Genomic DNA, 13,547 nt, shown 5'->3' with positions numbered 1-13,547 from the left:
GCTTTTCTAGAGTTTCTATCAAAAACTGGAAAATTTAAGGAACCTTGACAAAATTACTCAAAAATAAAATCTTCATTTTTTTAAATATTTTTATCGTGATGAGAAAAAATTTGATCTTATTGATCTTTTAAATAAGCTTCTCTTACTTTTTTGAATAGGTTTGAAGAGTACACAAAATCTACTACAGCTTTATTATCTGTTTTAAAAATTTCTTTACTACTCCCCTCCCATGCTTTCACTCCGTTTTTAAGAAATACAATTTTATCTCCTATTTCCATCACAGAATTCATGTCGTGGGTATTAATTACCGTAGTTATTTGATATTCTTCTGTAATCTCTTTAATCAGATTATCAATCAAAATAGAAGTGCTTGGGTCTAATCCTGAATTAGGTTCATCACAAAATAAGTATTTTGGATTCATTACAATAGCTCTTGCAATTGCTACCCGCTTTTGCATTCCTCCTGAAAGTTCAGAGGGTAGTTTCTTATTTGAATTTTCAAGGTTAACACGTTTTAAAACAAAATTAGCTCTGTCTAACATTTCAGAGTTCACTTGTTTGGTAAACATTTTTAACGGAAAAATCACATTCTCTTCAACATTTAAAGAGTCAAATAAGGCACTTCCTTGAAAAACCATTCCCAATTCCTGTCTAAAGTTTCTTTTATCCTCAATAGACATTTCTGTATTTACTTGTCCATTATAAACAATAGTGCCTTCTTCAGGAATATGAAGTCCTAATAAACTTTTTAAAAAAACAGTTTTACCAGCTCCACTCTGCCCTATAATTAAGTTTGTTTTACCAGCTTCAAAAGAAGTAGATATTCCTTTTAAAACTGTTGTTTCACCAAAACTTTTATGTATGTCTCTAACCTCAATCATTCTACGTCAATAACATTTGTGTTAAAAAGTAATTGGCAATTACAATCACAACAATAGTCCAAACTACCGATTGTGTACTTGCTTTACCAACTCCTAAAGATCCTCCTTTAACATAATACCCGTGGTATGATGGAACTGTTGCTATTATAAATGCAAAAATTACTGTTTTTACCAGTGCATAAACTATTAAGAAAGGAGAAAAGTCGTATTGTATACCAGAAATATAATCTGCTTCGTAAAACATATTTGATAAGATTCCTGCTGACCATCCACCAAAAATTGCTAGAAACATTCCTAATATTATTAAAAAAGGATAGAAAAATACAGTTGCTATGATTTTTGGTAACACTAAATAGTTTAAAGAATTTACGCCCATAATTTCTAGCGCATCTATTTGTTCTGTTACTCGCATACTACCAATACTAGAGGTAATGTATGATCCAACTTTACCTGCCAAAATAATAGAACAAAATGTAGGTGCAAACTCTAAAATTACAGATCGTTTTGTAGCAAATCCTATTAACATTTTAGGAATCAACGGATCACTAATATTTAATGCTGTTTGTAATGCTATTACACCTCCAATAAAAAAAGATATAAAACTGATAATACCTATAGATTTTATACCTAATTGCTCTATCTCTCTAAATAAAGCCTCCCAAAATACTCTGAATTTTTGAGGGGATTTAAATACTTGACCAAGCATCATAAAATACTTACCAACATGCTCGATATAATTCATCTAATTCTTTTTATTCTGCTAATGTAATAAAGAATATTTATTTCAGACTACTATTTCAAGTAGATTAAAAAATCATTAACATCTACAAAAAGAATTAAGCCAGCATTTTGTTTTTAATTACTTTTGGCATCTAAAACAACTTACATGAAAATATATATTAAATCGTGTGTGTTTATTTTTGCCATTTTATGCTCCTTCGGTAAAAATTTAAACGCTCAAAGAAACACGACAAAGCCAAAACTAGTAGTTGGTATTATCATTGACCAAATGCGCTATGATTACTTAACTCGATTTGAAAGCAAATACGGTGATGGTGGATTTAAAAGGTTAATAAATGGTGGTTTTTCTTTAGAAAATGCTCATTTCAACTACATACCTACTTATACTGCAGTGGGACATACTTCTGTTTACACAGGAACTACTCCTGATAACCATGGAATTATAGGTAACAACTGGTATGATAAGTATGAAAAAAAATCTATTTATTGTGTTGATGATGCTAATTATAAAACAGTAGGTAATAATGGAGATGGTGGTAAAAAATCTCCATACAGAATGCTTACTACAACCATGACTGACCAATTGAAATTAGCCCAAAATATGAATGGTAAAACGATTGGTATTGGTATCAAAGATCGTTCTGCTATTTTACCTGCTGGACATACAGCTAATGCTGCTTATTGGTTTGATGGTGGAAGTGTTGGACATTGGATTTCTTCTTCTTATTATTTAAAAAAACTTCCTAGTTGGGCTATTCGCTTTAATACTTCAGGAAAAGCAGATGAGTATCTTAAAAAACCTTGGAATACGTTATACGATATTAGTACTTACAACGAAAGTATTGCTGATGATAATAATTTTGAAGAGCCTTTTAAAGGGGAAGACAAGCCTATTTTTCCACATAATATTCCTAGCTTAAGAAGTAAAAACAATAACTACAGTATTATTAAAGCTATACCTGCTGGTAATTCTTTAACTGTTGATTTTGCCAAAGCTGCTATAGATGGAGAAAATTTAGGTCAATCTGATTTTACTGACTTTTTAGCGGTTAGTTTTTCTTCTACTGATTATGTTGGTCATCAATTTGGTGTAGATTCTAAAGAAATTCAGGATACTTATTTAAGAATGGATAAAGATTTAGAAAGACTTTTAAATCATTTAGATAAAAAAGTAGGACAAGGTAATTATACTGTTTTTTTAACTGCTGATCATGCAGCTGTTCAAGTGCCTTCATATTTAAAATCTATTAAAATACCTGCTAATTACTTTAGCTACAAAAAGTTTGAAGATTACTTAAAATCTGTAACTAAAAAATATTTTGGTGCTGAAGATTTTATAGAAAATATTTCTAACTTTCAGGTATTTTTAAATAAAGAAAATATTGAGAAAAAGAATTTTACAGTAACTAATGTTGCTGATGTAATTGCTGAAAATGCTATTTTATTTAAAGGTATTTATAAATCTGTTACTGCAAAATCAATGCAAAGCGGCACTTTTAGTAAAGGTATTTTAAATTATTTACAGAACGGATATAATCAAAAATTCTCTGGAGATGTATTATTAGTTCCTAGTCCGTCTACAATTAGTTATCCTAAAAAAGGATCTACTCATGGATCTGGTTATTCTTATGATACTCATGTTCCTATTTTATTTTATGGAAAAGGAATCACTGTGGGTTCTTCAAACAAAAAATTTGAAATTATTGATATCGCTCCTACTATTTCTAATTTACTCGGAATTGAGTTTCCAAATGGTAACACTGGAAAAATAATTCGTGAAGCCTTAATCAAGTAATAAAAAAAACAGCCTAAAGTTTATCTTTTTAGGCTGTTTTTAAAAAAAGTTTCTTCACTTTTTTTCACAAGGAGTTTCTGCTTGTTTGTAGCATTTTCCTCCTACATTTCTTCTTTTACTTCTAAATCTGAGTTTTTTTCTTTGTTTTGTTAAACTGTTAACCTTTAATAAAGCTCTGTCAGCTTTAACAGTTTTGTTTTTTTTGCGTTTAACAGTTATGGTAACAGAATTAGGCGGAGCTTTAATAGAATTTAAACTTTCTACTTCTTCACCTTCTTTAAGATATTCTACACCATTTTTTACAACAACATTTTGTGAATACGACTTACTGAAAACAGTTATCAATAGAAGTATTAATACCAGGGGTTTAGTATAAATAATCATTTTGGTTGGGGGTTTGGGAATTACTTAATTACCTCTAATATAGAACTTAATCTCGTAAATACCAAAAAGTGTCGACGAAATGCAGTTTTGAATCGACAAGCTGAAATAAGCTTTAAAACACAAAAATTCCCTCAAAAAAAGGCATAAAAAAAACTGCTTAAAAATTTCTCTTTAAACAGTCTAGTTTCTACTTGCTAGTATTACAATCATCTGAACTACTGTAACACTTATCTTTATGATTTCTCTTGTTTCTATATCTTAATCCTTTTTTACGATCAACTATTCTTTGTAAGTCTTTCATAGTAACAATTTTTGTTTTCTTTGTTACTTTTCTCAATAACTTTTTCTCTTTCACATTTTGTATAGAGTTTAAATTATTCTCTTCTAATTTTTCGTTAAACTCTACATTATTTTTTACTACATTCTTATTTTGAGATACTGCTTGCTGTAAACCTAAAACTAACAAAATTGTTAGTGAAGCAAATATTTTTATAATTCTAGACTTCATAATATATGGTTTTAATAGTTTGATTATTAACTTAAATCAGCATGCTTGATATTATAGTCTAACAAATTTCAAAAAGTTTACAAATTGCCTTAAAAAAAATTATACATTAACACGATTTTAACTTTAATGCAAATAAAAAAGCTGCTTTAAATTAAAACAGCTTTTTAGTATTATTTCCCTTTCTTTCCTTTGTTATTGCAATCGTTTATTGCTTCTTGGTAACACTTATTTGTGCGTTTTCTTTTCTTTCTAAATCGTAATCTCTTTTTCTTTTTTACAAAAGCTTTTAAATCTTTATTAGAAACTTCAATTGCTTTATTTTTTGAGTTGTTATCATTTAATGCAACTGTTGTTTCTTTTAATGAGTTTAAATCATTTTCAACATCATTCTCTTCAAGATATTCAACCCCATTTCTAACCACTACATTTTGTGCTTGAATGGTAAATGTTCCAAACATTGTTAATAGTAAAAAGGAAAAAAGTTTTATCTTATTGTTCATGTCATCTATAATTTAATGATTACACTTATAAGACACTATTTTTTTCAATAAGTCACAAAATTTAACAAGAAAGAGAGACTCTTTGGAACTAAAAAGGTAATTATAAATAAGAAATCCGCTCTGTTGAGCGGATTTAAATTAGTTTCTTGGTAAAAAAACCTCTGCCATCATGCATCGGGCACTTCCACCTCCGCATGCTTCAATTATATCTAAAGAACTTGATATAATTTTACAGTGCTTTTCAATACTGTTTATTTGACCTTGATTTAAACTATCATATGCAGCTTGACTCATTACTAAAAACCTTTCATCATTAGCTCCTTGCACTTGTAACATGTTTCCTGCAAAATTGTTTACTTGGTCTTCTGATATGCTTATCACTTCTTTGCCATTCTCTTTTAATTGTTTAACAACATTCTTACGCTCTTTTTTGTCATCAATACAATCTAGACAAATTACAGCAAAAGTTTCTGCTAAACACATCATTACATTGGTATGGTAAATAGCTTTACGCTCTCCATTTACAGTTTGATTTGCTGTAAAAACAACTGGTGTATACTCAAAATCTTCACAAAATTCTATAAACAAATCTTCATCTGCTCTTGGAGATAAAGCACAGTATGCTTTTTTATGTACTCTATCTAATAACAAACTTCCCGTTCCTTCTAAGAAAACTTGTTCTTCTTCAGCAGAAGTATAATCAACAACGTTTTCAATAACAAAGCCTTTTTCTTCTAAAGTTTCTAATACATCTTCTCTTCTTTCTAATCTTCTGTTTTCAGCAAACATTGGATACAATGCTACGGTTCCATCTTGATGAAAAGAAATCCAGTTATTAGGAAAAATAGAATCAGGAGTATCTGAATCATCTGTATCAGAAATCACAACTACATTTACTCCATGACTTTTTAATTTTTCTACATAATTATCAAATTCTTCTTGTGCTTTTGCATTTACCGTTGCTGGTAAAACGCTATCTAACACCTTCTGATAATAATTATTCACGGCAGTTTGCTCATTCATCCTAAAATTGATAGGACGAATCATTAATATTGTATTGGTCGTCTGTTTCATAAAAGCAAATGTAAATATATTTGTTTTGATTTTTGCCAAAAAAAAGTCGCTTAAAACTATTTAAACGACTCTTGTATAATTGTGTGTGCTTTTTATCTTCTTGGAAAACTATCTCTGTTCACTTTATCACAGTAAACTTTCTGTAATACAGTATCTTTTCTTTCATATTCTAAATTTGCAATATTCTCTTTAATATTTAAAATTCTTTCTTTTTGATCGGCTAACATTCTAAATATTTTAGAAGGTCTCTTCTCGTATTTCATAGAAGTTATTTCCATTTTTCTACTGTTAAGCTTCTTTTTTAATTTAATATTTAAAACATAATCAGGTCTAATTGGCTTTATATCTTCATTTTTATCATCTTCATTTACGTCTTTCCCTGTTGTTTGTCCTAAAGTTATTCCCGTTCCTGCAAATAAAAAAATTGCTGTTATAATTAATTTAATCCCCATAATGTTTGTTTTAAATATTATCTGAGGCTAAGTTACTGTTTATATTCGTTTTAACTTTTATTTTAAGATGAAAGCTATTTTTACATAGTTCAATTGAAAAAAAATATAGATAGATTTAAAAATTACCATTCGTCTTTAATTATTTAACTTTTACCTAAGTTATATTTGCTGATTCATTATTTACATGATTTTATGACAACAACAGATTTAGTAGGTAGTTATTCAATTATTGGTTCTAATCAAAATGAAAGTGATCAGGAATATAAAGGCACACTGACTCTTAGTTTAGATACTTACGATAATAGAATGATTGCAAAATGGTTAATCAATGGACACCAAGAACAAAATGGTTTTGGTTTCTTTAAAGACAATATTCTTGTGATTAACTTTTATTATTTAGGTGATGATAATGAAACTTATAAAGGTGTTGTTGTATATAGATGTTTAACCAAAAATATTCTAGATGGTTTTTGGTCTGAAAAATATGGTGATTTGAACTATTTAGGTTCTGAACGTTGTTTTAGAATTGAAGATGATAATTGATTTTTTCATCAATTATCATAACCAGAAAATCTTATCGATTTTTCATTCTTTATACAAGCAACTTCATATGATTTTATAAATGCAGATATGCTACTGTTTTCATTTAACTCTATATACTCGATTTCATTAAAGCTTGTAAACTTATCATCATAACTCATTAGTATTGAAGTCTCTTTTAGCTCTCTGATAAAACTAGTATACATAGGTTCATCATCTATCAATAATTTTATTTTAAATACAGCATTAGTACTTTTTATAATTTCAAAAATGGCATGCCATTTTTGATTGTCTATAATTCTGACTAAATTATTATCTGTAATTATTTTTTGAATCTTTTTTGATTTAGATAACTTTTTAGCTTCTTCTGATTTATTTATTTTTTTCTGTCTTTTACCTTTCATATAAAATTAACTAGTTAAGTATTTCTATTATTTTATTTCATTTCCAGTCTCATCCCATTTCTTTATTACATCTCCAATTCTTTGCTTTTGTAATTGTCCATTTTCATACCAATATTTAAAATCTGTGTCTCCTATTTTTTCATAAGCTATTTGCCCGTTAGAAAACCACTTTTTAATCAACTCTTTATGAAAATAGCCATCTACAAATAGTAATTCTTTTTTTAAACCATTTTTGTAATATGAAATATAGTCACCTAAAATTTGTCCATTTACTATTGTATATTCATAACTTAACACTCCGTTATCTAAATATCTCTTTTTTTTTCCTGTAAAATTAGCTTCTATTATATTCCCTTTTTCATCTCTACAATAATCCTCTGGATTTTCGACTATTAAATTTGCTAAATTATTTGTTGTTGAGTAATGATACGTGTATTCTTTTTCTAAAATTTGAACTTCGTCCCACCAATCATCATTCCCCTCGTTCTCTTCTAACTCTTTAATTTTCTGTTCATATTTTATATAAAAATCTACTGTTTTTCTCAAATTAGCTATCTCTGAATCAAGACCAAACATTTGCAAAAGTTTTATAAATCTATTGTAATAATTTTCAACATATTTTCTCTCAGAAAATTCTATTAAGAATTGAATTTTACCATTTCTTGAAGTCCACTCATCTTCAAACACAATTTCACATAATTCATTTCTCTTTTGATATAATTCTTTCTCTTCTTCTGAAAGTAAACTATCATCTGTAAAATCTTCCGCATGAGCTATCAATTGAATTAAGTTCAAAGGATTACTTCCATTTCTAAAATCACTATATAAATAGAAATCATATGTGTCAATTTTTGCTATCATATTTTTTTGTTTATCCTGAAATCAACGACCAAATTACATCTACTACTACTTTATATAAAATAACACCTATAATTGTTCCTATGAATATGTCTTTTTTACTTCTTTTTGGTTGTTCTTGTTCGTTCATTTGATCTTATTTTTCTCATTAAACATAAATTAGATGCTGTTAAAAATATAAAAACAAAATTTTATAATACAACTACATCATTCTATTATAACTAAAACAGCACTAATTTTACAATTAGTGCTGTTTTAAAATCAGTTATTTATAATAACCTTTATCTATATTTATTTTTGAGCCAATAAGAACTCATCAAACTGTTTTTTATAACTTCTAAACTTTAATACTTCTCTAAGGGTATAAAAAGAATTTACATTGTCTACAGACTTATAACCTAGTTTTAAAATCTCTAACTTGTCTCTATCAAAAGAAAACTGATCAACAATCGTTTTTATCTGTGCTACACTAAAACAATTTTTAGATAATTGCTGTTTCGTAATTTCTTTTTTGTCTTTTGAAAAAGTTTGATCTTTTATCGTTTGTAGCACATAGTTAAACTCATCTGCTGATAAATAACGACAATCATTATAAACAACATCTCCTGGGTGATCATCAAAACCACCTTCATCAATTATTAATTGTCTAGATCCTTGTGTATTGTGATATAATTTCATGGCATTTCCAAATGAAGAAAATAAATTATACATATCAAAGAAATTCCTTTTATCTATAATATTAGGATACGCACTTACACTTAATCTATAAGTAGCTCTTTCTCTTTGAAAGTAATTACATATATCAATTAATTCAGAAACATACAATCTATTGTTTGATACAAAAGATACAGCTCTTTTAAGTTTATAGTCTCTTGTATGCTTTTGAAATTTTATTTCATTTTTAAATTTCTGGTACGCGGTTGTCTTTTGTGAATAACTAAAAAATATACAACCTAATAAGAATAATAAAGTAGCTTTAAGTTTCATATAATAATTGTTTAAAGGTTAGATCAACTCTTTTTCAAAGAATATGCCAAAAAGTTTTTCGCTTGCTAAAATAAGCAACAGAATACATTTTACATGATTATATTTTAACATCCTTAACTAGACTATTAGCTTTAATCAAATTACTTATTAATAAGGATATTAAGGCTTTTGACAGAAAGATACATTTGTACTAAACCTATAAAACCGAAATCATGAAAAAAATACTATTTACTTTTATCTTTATTTCTCTTATCAGTTGCGGTGATTCTTCTGACGATAGTACAAATCCTATTGACAATGATATTTTGACCTCTATTGATATCAATTTTTATACTCCAAACAGTTCCATTCTATCTGAAACTCCTCAAATAACTCTAAGAGATAATACTTTTCAGGTTACTGCATTAGGTCAAAATTCTAATGGCTTAATTGGAAATATTGACAAACTGTATATTTCTGACGTAGATACCAAAACTGAGTGGATTGTTTTATTAAACAATAACAGTGAACCTGAATTTATGTACGGAATTAACACTGCTACCAATCAAAGATTACCTTTTTTATATGCAGTAGAAACAACTGGTAATAATACATTTTTAATGCGTTATTATGAATATGATTGGAACAATCGACTTGGGACATTATTATACGAGACTAAAGTTTCTAACAATGATATTGAAGTTATTTTTAACAATGAAACTACGAGTAATAGAGTTTCTAAAAATGTAAAAACTACAAATCGTTCTTTTCCTACTCCTATTAAAAATTTTGAAAAATATTTATATAAAAAATCTCTTCCTACAACTTCTAAAGTTTCCTCTTCGGATGATTTAGATGAGTTTTTCGATTTAAAATTAGATGAATTTATTGATATTCTTAAAGACACTAAAACAAAACTAATTAACGCACCTTGTAGAGTTAGTAAAATTTTAAATAAATCTGATAAAAATTTTGTTTGTAAAATGTCTGATAACCTAAATAAAATTACAGATGAAAAGATATTTGGTGATTTAGACGATCTATCTGATGAAGAACAAAATAACGATGACGATTTTGAAGGTAATTCTTCTAATATCGACTTAAGCTTTTTTGATGATTTTGACTTAGGCAACATTACAGACCATATTAACAATATTAGAGATAATATTGATACGTTAGGAACTTCTTTTAATGATTGGATTGATAATTTAAATGAAACTGTAATTATAGAAGATGAAGACTTAGATGATTTAACTGATAGTAATGGTGTAATTCATATTGGCTTAAGCTGGAATACCACAACTGACATCGATTTACATGTAACAGATCCTTTTGGAGAAACGATTTTTTTTGACAATCCAACCTCTAGTTCAGGCGGTTATTTAGATAGAGATAATACAGAAGGTTTTGGTCCTGAAAATATTTATTGGACTTCAAATATTCCTTCAGGAAATTATTCTGTTGATCTTGTTTATTATGGACCTGATAATGGTCCTCTTACAGATTGTACTGTTAAAATTATTAATGGGTTAGGAGTTTCTAAATCATTTCCTGTTACTCTTGGTTATTTCGATAAAAATAAAGTGAATGTAACTAGTTTTAGAGTGAATGCTAACACAGGTGACATTAGTTTTTAATCTAAAGTAAGAATAGAAAAGTCGCTACTAAAAGTAGCGACTTTGGTTTTTATCATCGATTAATACAAATATTAACCTTTTATGCCTCCGGATAAATTAATTAGAGATACTTCAGTTAAATGATCTTCTAAAAACTCAATAGCGCGTTTACTTCTAATACCAGATTTACAATAAACTACCAAAGGCTTATCTGTAAGGACCTCAGCAAATCGATTTGGTAATTCTCCAAGAGGAATGTGTTGACCTCCTATATGTTTCTGCTCTCTTTCCCAATATTCACGTACGTCTAATAAATGATATGTTTCAATATTGTTTTGTAAGTCTTCCAAAGTAATTTCATTTTCTGTAGGAATTATTCCACAGAAAAAATCATAATTATCTTCTAAATTAGTAACTTCAGATGCTTCTGTTTTTTGATAATTTAATACTAATTGACGCATACTTAAAGCATCAAAAACTAATAATTTGTTCACTAAAACCTCACCTATTCCACAAACCATTTTTATTACTTCATTTGCCTGTAAAGTTCCAATGATTCCTGGTAAAACTCCCAAAACTCCTATTTCTGAACAATTTGGAACTTCATTTGGTCCTGGCGGAGTTGGATACAAACATCTGTAAGTAGCACTATTGTTAAAATTGAACACAGTAACTTGCCCTTCGAATTTAAAAATAGCTCCATACACTAATGATTTGTTAGCTAAAACAGCTGCATCGTTACATAAATATCTCGTCTGAAAATTATCGCTCCCATCTACAACAATATCAAACTGTTTAAAAATAGAAACAGCATTTTCTCTAGTTAATTTTTCATTAAAGACTTTAAAATCAATAAACGGATTCAAACCAGATAATCGTTTTGCTGCCGTTTCTGCTTTAGAGATTCCGATATCACTCATTGAATACAGAATCTGGCGTTGTAAATTACTTTGATCGACTACATCATCATCAACAATACCAATGGTACCTACTCCAGCTGCTGTTAAATATTGTAAAATAGGACAGCCTAATCCACCTGCACCAATTACCAAAACTTTGGCTTGCTTTAATTTTAATTGCCCCGCCTCTCCTATTTCTTCTAAAATAAGATGACGGTTATATTGTTTTTGCTCTTCTTTATTTAACATTGTTTTGGCTTTTGGCTTTTGGCTTAAAGTTTATTTTTTATCAAACTAATATTTTAAATGCTTTTCAAACAAAAATTATCAAAAATACTGTCCACTACAAACTAATAACCTGTAAACTTAACTAAAGTGTTCCCAATCTTTCCAAACCACTTCTAAACCTTGATTTTTTAACATAGAAACAATTTCTTCTGTACTACGTTCATCTGAAATTTCAAATTGTTCTAAAGATTGTGGTTCCACTGCATATCCTCCAGGATTTGTTTTAGATTCTGCACTCATTGATGTTGCACCAATATGTACAATATTATTTCTAAAAACTTCGCTTTCTCTAGTAGACATTGATAATTCTACATCCTCATCTAACAAACGAAATGCACAAATTGCTTGCACCAAATCTGAATCTGTCATTTCAACTTTCGGTTCTAAACCTCCCGAATGTGGACGCAACCTAGGAAATGAAATTGAATACTTCGTTTTCCAGTATGTTTTCTGTAAATATCGTAAATGAAGTGCAGTAAAAAAACTATCTGCACGCCAATCTTCCAATCCAAATAAAGCTCCTAAACCTATTTTATGAATTCCTGCTTTACCTAATCTATCGGGTGTATCTAATCTATATTCAAAATTTGATTTTCTTCCCTTCGGATGGTGTTTTTTGTATTCATCTTTATGATAGGTTTCTTGATACACCAATACAGCATACAATCCACTATCAATCAATAACTCATATTCTTCTTGATCTAATGGTTGAACTTCAATGGTAATATTTGAAAACTGAGAACGAATCAATTCAATGGCGTTTTTTATATAATCTACCCCAACCGTTCTATTAGCTTCTCCTGTTACTAATAAAATATGATCATATCCTTTATCTTTTAAAAAAGCTACTTCCTTCAGTATTTCTACGTCTGTTAATGTTCTTCTCGGAATTTTATTCGTTAAACTAAATCCACAGTAAGTACATATATTCTGACATTCGTTACTTAAATACATCGGAGCATACATTTGTATTGTATTTCCGAATCGCTTTTTTGTAAGCATCCTACTTTTTTGTGCCATTTGTTCTAAAAAGGGCTTAGCCGCAGGAGATATTAATGCTTTAAAATCTTCTAAATCTCGTTTATTTTTTGATAAGGCTCGCTCAACATCTAAAGATGTTTTTGAGTTGATACCTGTTAATACTTCATCCCAATTATATTTTTCAAATGCTTTTAAAAAGCTTTTAGCTCTTGGCTCTTGGCTCTTGGCTTTCTCTTTATTTGTTAACATAATCAGTTTTTTAATTTTTTGTATAATACATTTAGCATCTTTCTAATAGCTAACACTTCTTTATGCAGCATTATATGCTGCTCTTCAGATAAGTATTTAAGTGACTTTGAAAACTCTAATAAATATTCTACTTCTGCTGAAGATCCTGATGCAATATTGATAAAATAAGCAAACTCTTTTTCTGAATTCCTACTCGTACCTTCTACAATATTAGTTGGAATCGAAAGCGATGCTCTTCTTAATTGTGAAGTAATAGCATACATTTCTTCTTTAGGAAAACTTTTTGTTTGATTATAAACTTCTAAAGCCAACTTATGAGACTTTTTCCAAACTTCATATTTCTTGTAATCTCTCATTACTTTATTATATTCTATTTTAAATATGCCAACTGCTAAAAGCCAAAAGCCAAAG

16 protein-coding genes are annotated in these 13,547 nt (G+C 28.6%); 3 read left to right on the top strand and 13 right to left on the bottom strand.

Going from position 1 to position 13,547, the window contains the following annotated elements:
- Nucleotides 1–116 precede the first annotated feature (116 nt).
- Together EYW44_RS06875 and EYW44_RS06870 are read right to left on the bottom strand one after the other, a co-directional pair.
- Nucleotides 117–881: an ABC transporter ATP-binding protein gene (locus EYW44_RS06875; RefSeq protein WP_132722934.1), complete on the bottom strand. Its 765-nt coding sequence runs from the start codon at nt 879–881 to the stop codon at nt 117–119.
- Nucleotide 882: 1 nt separating this feature from the next.
- Nucleotides 883–1,623, bottom strand: coding sequence for an MlaE family ABC transporter permease (locus tag EYW44_RS06870; protein WP_132722933.1), 741 nt, complete (start codon nt 1,621–1,623; stop codon nt 883–885).
- 144 nt (nt 1,624–1,767) lie between these two features.
- Between EYW44_RS06870 and pafA the strand changes: the two genes are divergently transcribed.
- On the top strand, nt 1,768–3,417 hold the full coding sequence (gene pafA / locus EYW44_RS06865) for an alkaline phosphatase PafA (RefSeq protein ID WP_132722932.1): 1,650 nt from the start codon (nt 1,768–1,770) through the stop codon (nt 3,415–3,417).
- A gap of 54 nt (nt 3,418–3,471) precedes the next feature.
- Here the strand turns inward: pafA and EYW44_RS06860 are convergent, their stop codons facing one another.
- The 5 genes from EYW44_RS06860 to EYW44_RS06840 form a co-directional block, all read right to left on the bottom strand.
- Nucleotides 3,472–3,801 (bottom strand): hypothetical protein, encoded by a 330-nt coding sequence (locus EYW44_RS06860; protein ID WP_132722931.1) that lies wholly within the window; start codon nt 3,799–3,801, stop codon nt 3,472–3,474.
- 187 nt (nt 3,802–3,988) lie between these two features.
- Entirely contained in the window at nt 3,989–4,309 is a 321-nt protein-coding gene (locus tag EYW44_RS06855) for a hypothetical protein (RefSeq protein WP_132722930.1), read from the bottom strand.
- A 170-nt stretch (nt 4,310–4,479) separates the two neighbouring features.
- Nucleotides 4,480–4,809: a hypothetical protein gene (locus EYW44_RS06850; RefSeq protein ID WP_132722929.1), complete on the bottom strand. Its 330-nt coding sequence runs from the start codon at nt 4,807–4,809 to the stop codon at nt 4,480–4,482.
- 138 nt (nt 4,810–4,947) lie between these two features.
- On the bottom strand, nt 4,948–5,883 hold the full coding sequence (gene ctlX, locus EYW44_RS06845; RefSeq protein ID WP_132722928.1) for a citrulline utilization hydrolase CtlX: 936 nt from the start codon (nt 5,881–5,883) through the stop codon (nt 4,948–4,950).
- A gap of 92 nt (nt 5,884–5,975) precedes the next feature.
- Nucleotides 5,976–6,335 (bottom strand): hypothetical protein, encoded by a 360-nt coding sequence (locus EYW44_RS06840; RefSeq protein ID WP_132722927.1) that lies wholly within the window; start codon nt 6,333–6,335, stop codon nt 5,976–5,978.
- A 192-nt stretch (nt 6,336–6,527) separates the two neighbouring features.
- Here EYW44_RS06840 and EYW44_RS06835 point away from each other — a divergent pair, with 192 nt between their 5' ends.
- Nucleotides 6,528–6,878 (top strand): hypothetical protein, encoded by a 351-nt coding sequence (locus EYW44_RS06835; RefSeq protein ID WP_132722926.1) that lies wholly within the window; start codon nt 6,528–6,530, stop codon nt 6,876–6,878.
- Nucleotides 6,879–6,886: 8 nt separating this feature from the next.
- On the opposite strand, the gene EYW44_RS06830 is transcribed toward EYW44_RS06835, so the two are convergent.
- The 3 genes from EYW44_RS06830 to EYW44_RS06820 form a co-directional block, all read right to left on the bottom strand.
- Nucleotides 6,887–7,279: a hypothetical protein gene (locus tag EYW44_RS06830; protein WP_132722925.1), complete on the bottom strand. Its 393-nt coding sequence runs from the start codon at nt 7,277–7,279 to the stop codon at nt 6,887–6,889.
- A 27-nt stretch (nt 7,280–7,306) separates the two neighbouring features.
- The gene (locus tag EYW44_RS06825; protein WP_132722924.1) at nt 7,307–8,140 is read right to left on the bottom strand and encodes a hypothetical protein; all 834 of its coding nucleotides are present in this window, start codon (nt 8,138–8,140) and stop codon (nt 7,307–7,309) included.
- Between the two features lie 288 nt (nt 8,141–8,428).
- Nucleotides 8,429–9,124, bottom strand: coding sequence for a DUF4476 domain-containing protein (locus tag EYW44_RS06820; protein WP_132722923.1), 696 nt, complete (start codon nt 9,122–9,124; stop codon nt 8,429–8,431).
- A gap of 212 nt (nt 9,125–9,336) precedes the next feature.
- Between EYW44_RS06820 and EYW44_RS06815 the strand changes: the two genes are divergently transcribed.
- The gene (locus tag EYW44_RS06815; RefSeq protein WP_132722922.1) at nt 9,337–10,740 is read left to right on the top strand and encodes a YfaP family protein; all 1,404 of its coding nucleotides are present in this window, start codon (nt 9,337–9,339) and stop codon (nt 10,738–10,740) included.
- Between the two features lie 71 nt (nt 10,741–10,811).
- On the opposite strand, the gene moeB is transcribed toward EYW44_RS06815, so the two are convergent.
- The 3 genes from moeB to EYW44_RS06800 all read right to left on the bottom strand — a co-directional run bounded on the left by moeB (nt 10,812) and on the right by EYW44_RS06800 (nt 13,492).
- Complete coding sequence (gene moeB / locus EYW44_RS06810; protein ID WP_132722921.1) at nt 10,812–11,867, bottom strand: molybdopterin-synthase adenylyltransferase MoeB; 1,056 nt, start codon at nt 11,865–11,867, stop codon at nt 10,812–10,814.
- Nucleotides 11,868–11,984: 117 nt separating this feature from the next.
- Nucleotides 11,985–13,136: a 2-iminoacetate synthase ThiH gene (gene thiH / locus EYW44_RS06805; protein WP_132722920.1), complete on the bottom strand. Its 1,152-nt coding sequence runs from the start codon at nt 13,134–13,136 to the stop codon at nt 11,985–11,987.
- A gap of 2 nt (nt 13,137–13,138) precedes the next feature.
- Nucleotides 13,139–13,492, bottom strand: coding sequence for a four helix bundle protein (locus EYW44_RS06800; RefSeq protein ID WP_132722919.1), 354 nt, complete (start codon nt 13,490–13,492; stop codon nt 13,139–13,141).
- Nucleotides 13,493–13,547 lie beyond the last annotated feature (55 nt).

This window comes from Tenacibaculum sp. M341, assembly GCF_004337695.1.
Taxonomy (GTDB): Bacteria; Bacteroidota; Bacteroidia; order Flavobacteriales; family Flavobacteriaceae; genus Polaribacter.
This window is presented reverse-complemented; position numbering and strand designations above follow the sequence as displayed.

What these genes read in the sequence shown, in the direction of transcription:
- EYW44_RS06875 (WP_132722934.1), bottom strand. Translation starts at nt 881, where the DNA reads ATGATTGAGGTTAGAGACATACATAAAAGTTTTGGTGAAACAACAGTT.
- EYW44_RS06870 (WP_132722933.1), bottom strand. Translation starts at nt 1,623, where the DNA reads ATGAATTATATCGAGCATGTTGGTAAGTATTTTATGATGCTTGGTCAA.
- pafA (WP_132722932.1), top strand. Translation starts at nt 1,768, where the DNA reads ATGAAAATATATATTAAATCGTGTGTGTTTATTTTTGCCATTTTATGC.
- EYW44_RS06860 (WP_132722931.1), bottom strand. Translation starts at nt 3,801, where the DNA reads ATGATTATTTATACTAAACCCCTGGTATTAATACTTCTATTGATAACT.
- EYW44_RS06855 (WP_132722930.1), bottom strand. Translation starts at nt 4,309, where the DNA reads ATGAAGTCTAGAATTATAAAAATATTTGCTTCACTAACAATTTTGTTA.
- EYW44_RS06850 (WP_132722929.1), bottom strand. Translation starts at nt 4,809, where the DNA reads ATGAACAATAAGATAAAACTTTTTTCCTTTTTACTATTAACAATGTTT.
- ctlX (WP_132722928.1), bottom strand. Translation starts at nt 5,883, where the DNA reads ATGAAACAGACGACCAATACAATATTAATGATTCGTCCTATCAATTTT.
- EYW44_RS06840 (WP_132722927.1), bottom strand. Translation starts at nt 6,335, where the DNA reads ATGGGGATTAAATTAATTATAACAGCAATTTTTTTATTTGCAGGAACG.
- EYW44_RS06835 (WP_132722926.1), top strand. Translation starts at nt 6,528, where the DNA reads ATGACAACAACAGATTTAGTAGGTAGTTATTCAATTATTGGTTCTAAT.
- EYW44_RS06830 (WP_132722925.1), bottom strand. Translation starts at nt 7,279, where the DNA reads ATGAAAGGTAAAAGACAGAAAAAAATAAATAAATCAGAAGAAGCTAAA.
- EYW44_RS06825 (WP_132722924.1), bottom strand. Translation starts at nt 8,140, where the DNA reads ATGATAGCAAAAATTGACACATATGATTTCTATTTATATAGTGATTTT.
- EYW44_RS06820 (WP_132722923.1), bottom strand. Translation starts at nt 9,124, where the DNA reads ATGAAACTTAAAGCTACTTTATTATTCTTATTAGGTTGTATATTTTTT.
- EYW44_RS06815 (WP_132722922.1), top strand. Translation starts at nt 9,337, where the DNA reads ATGAAAAAAATACTATTTACTTTTATCTTTATTTCTCTTATCAGTTGC.
- moeB (WP_132722921.1), bottom strand. Translation starts at nt 11,867, where the DNA reads ATGTTAAATAAAGAAGAGCAAAAACAATATAACCGTCATCTTATTTTA.
- thiH (WP_132722920.1), bottom strand. Translation starts at nt 13,136, where the DNA reads ATGTTAACAAATAAAGAGAAAGCCAAGAGCCAAGAGCCAAGAGCTAAA.
- EYW44_RS06800 (WP_132722919.1), bottom strand. Translation starts at nt 13,492, where the DNA reads ATGAGAGATTACAAGAAATATGAAGTTTGGAAAAAGTCTCATAAGTTG.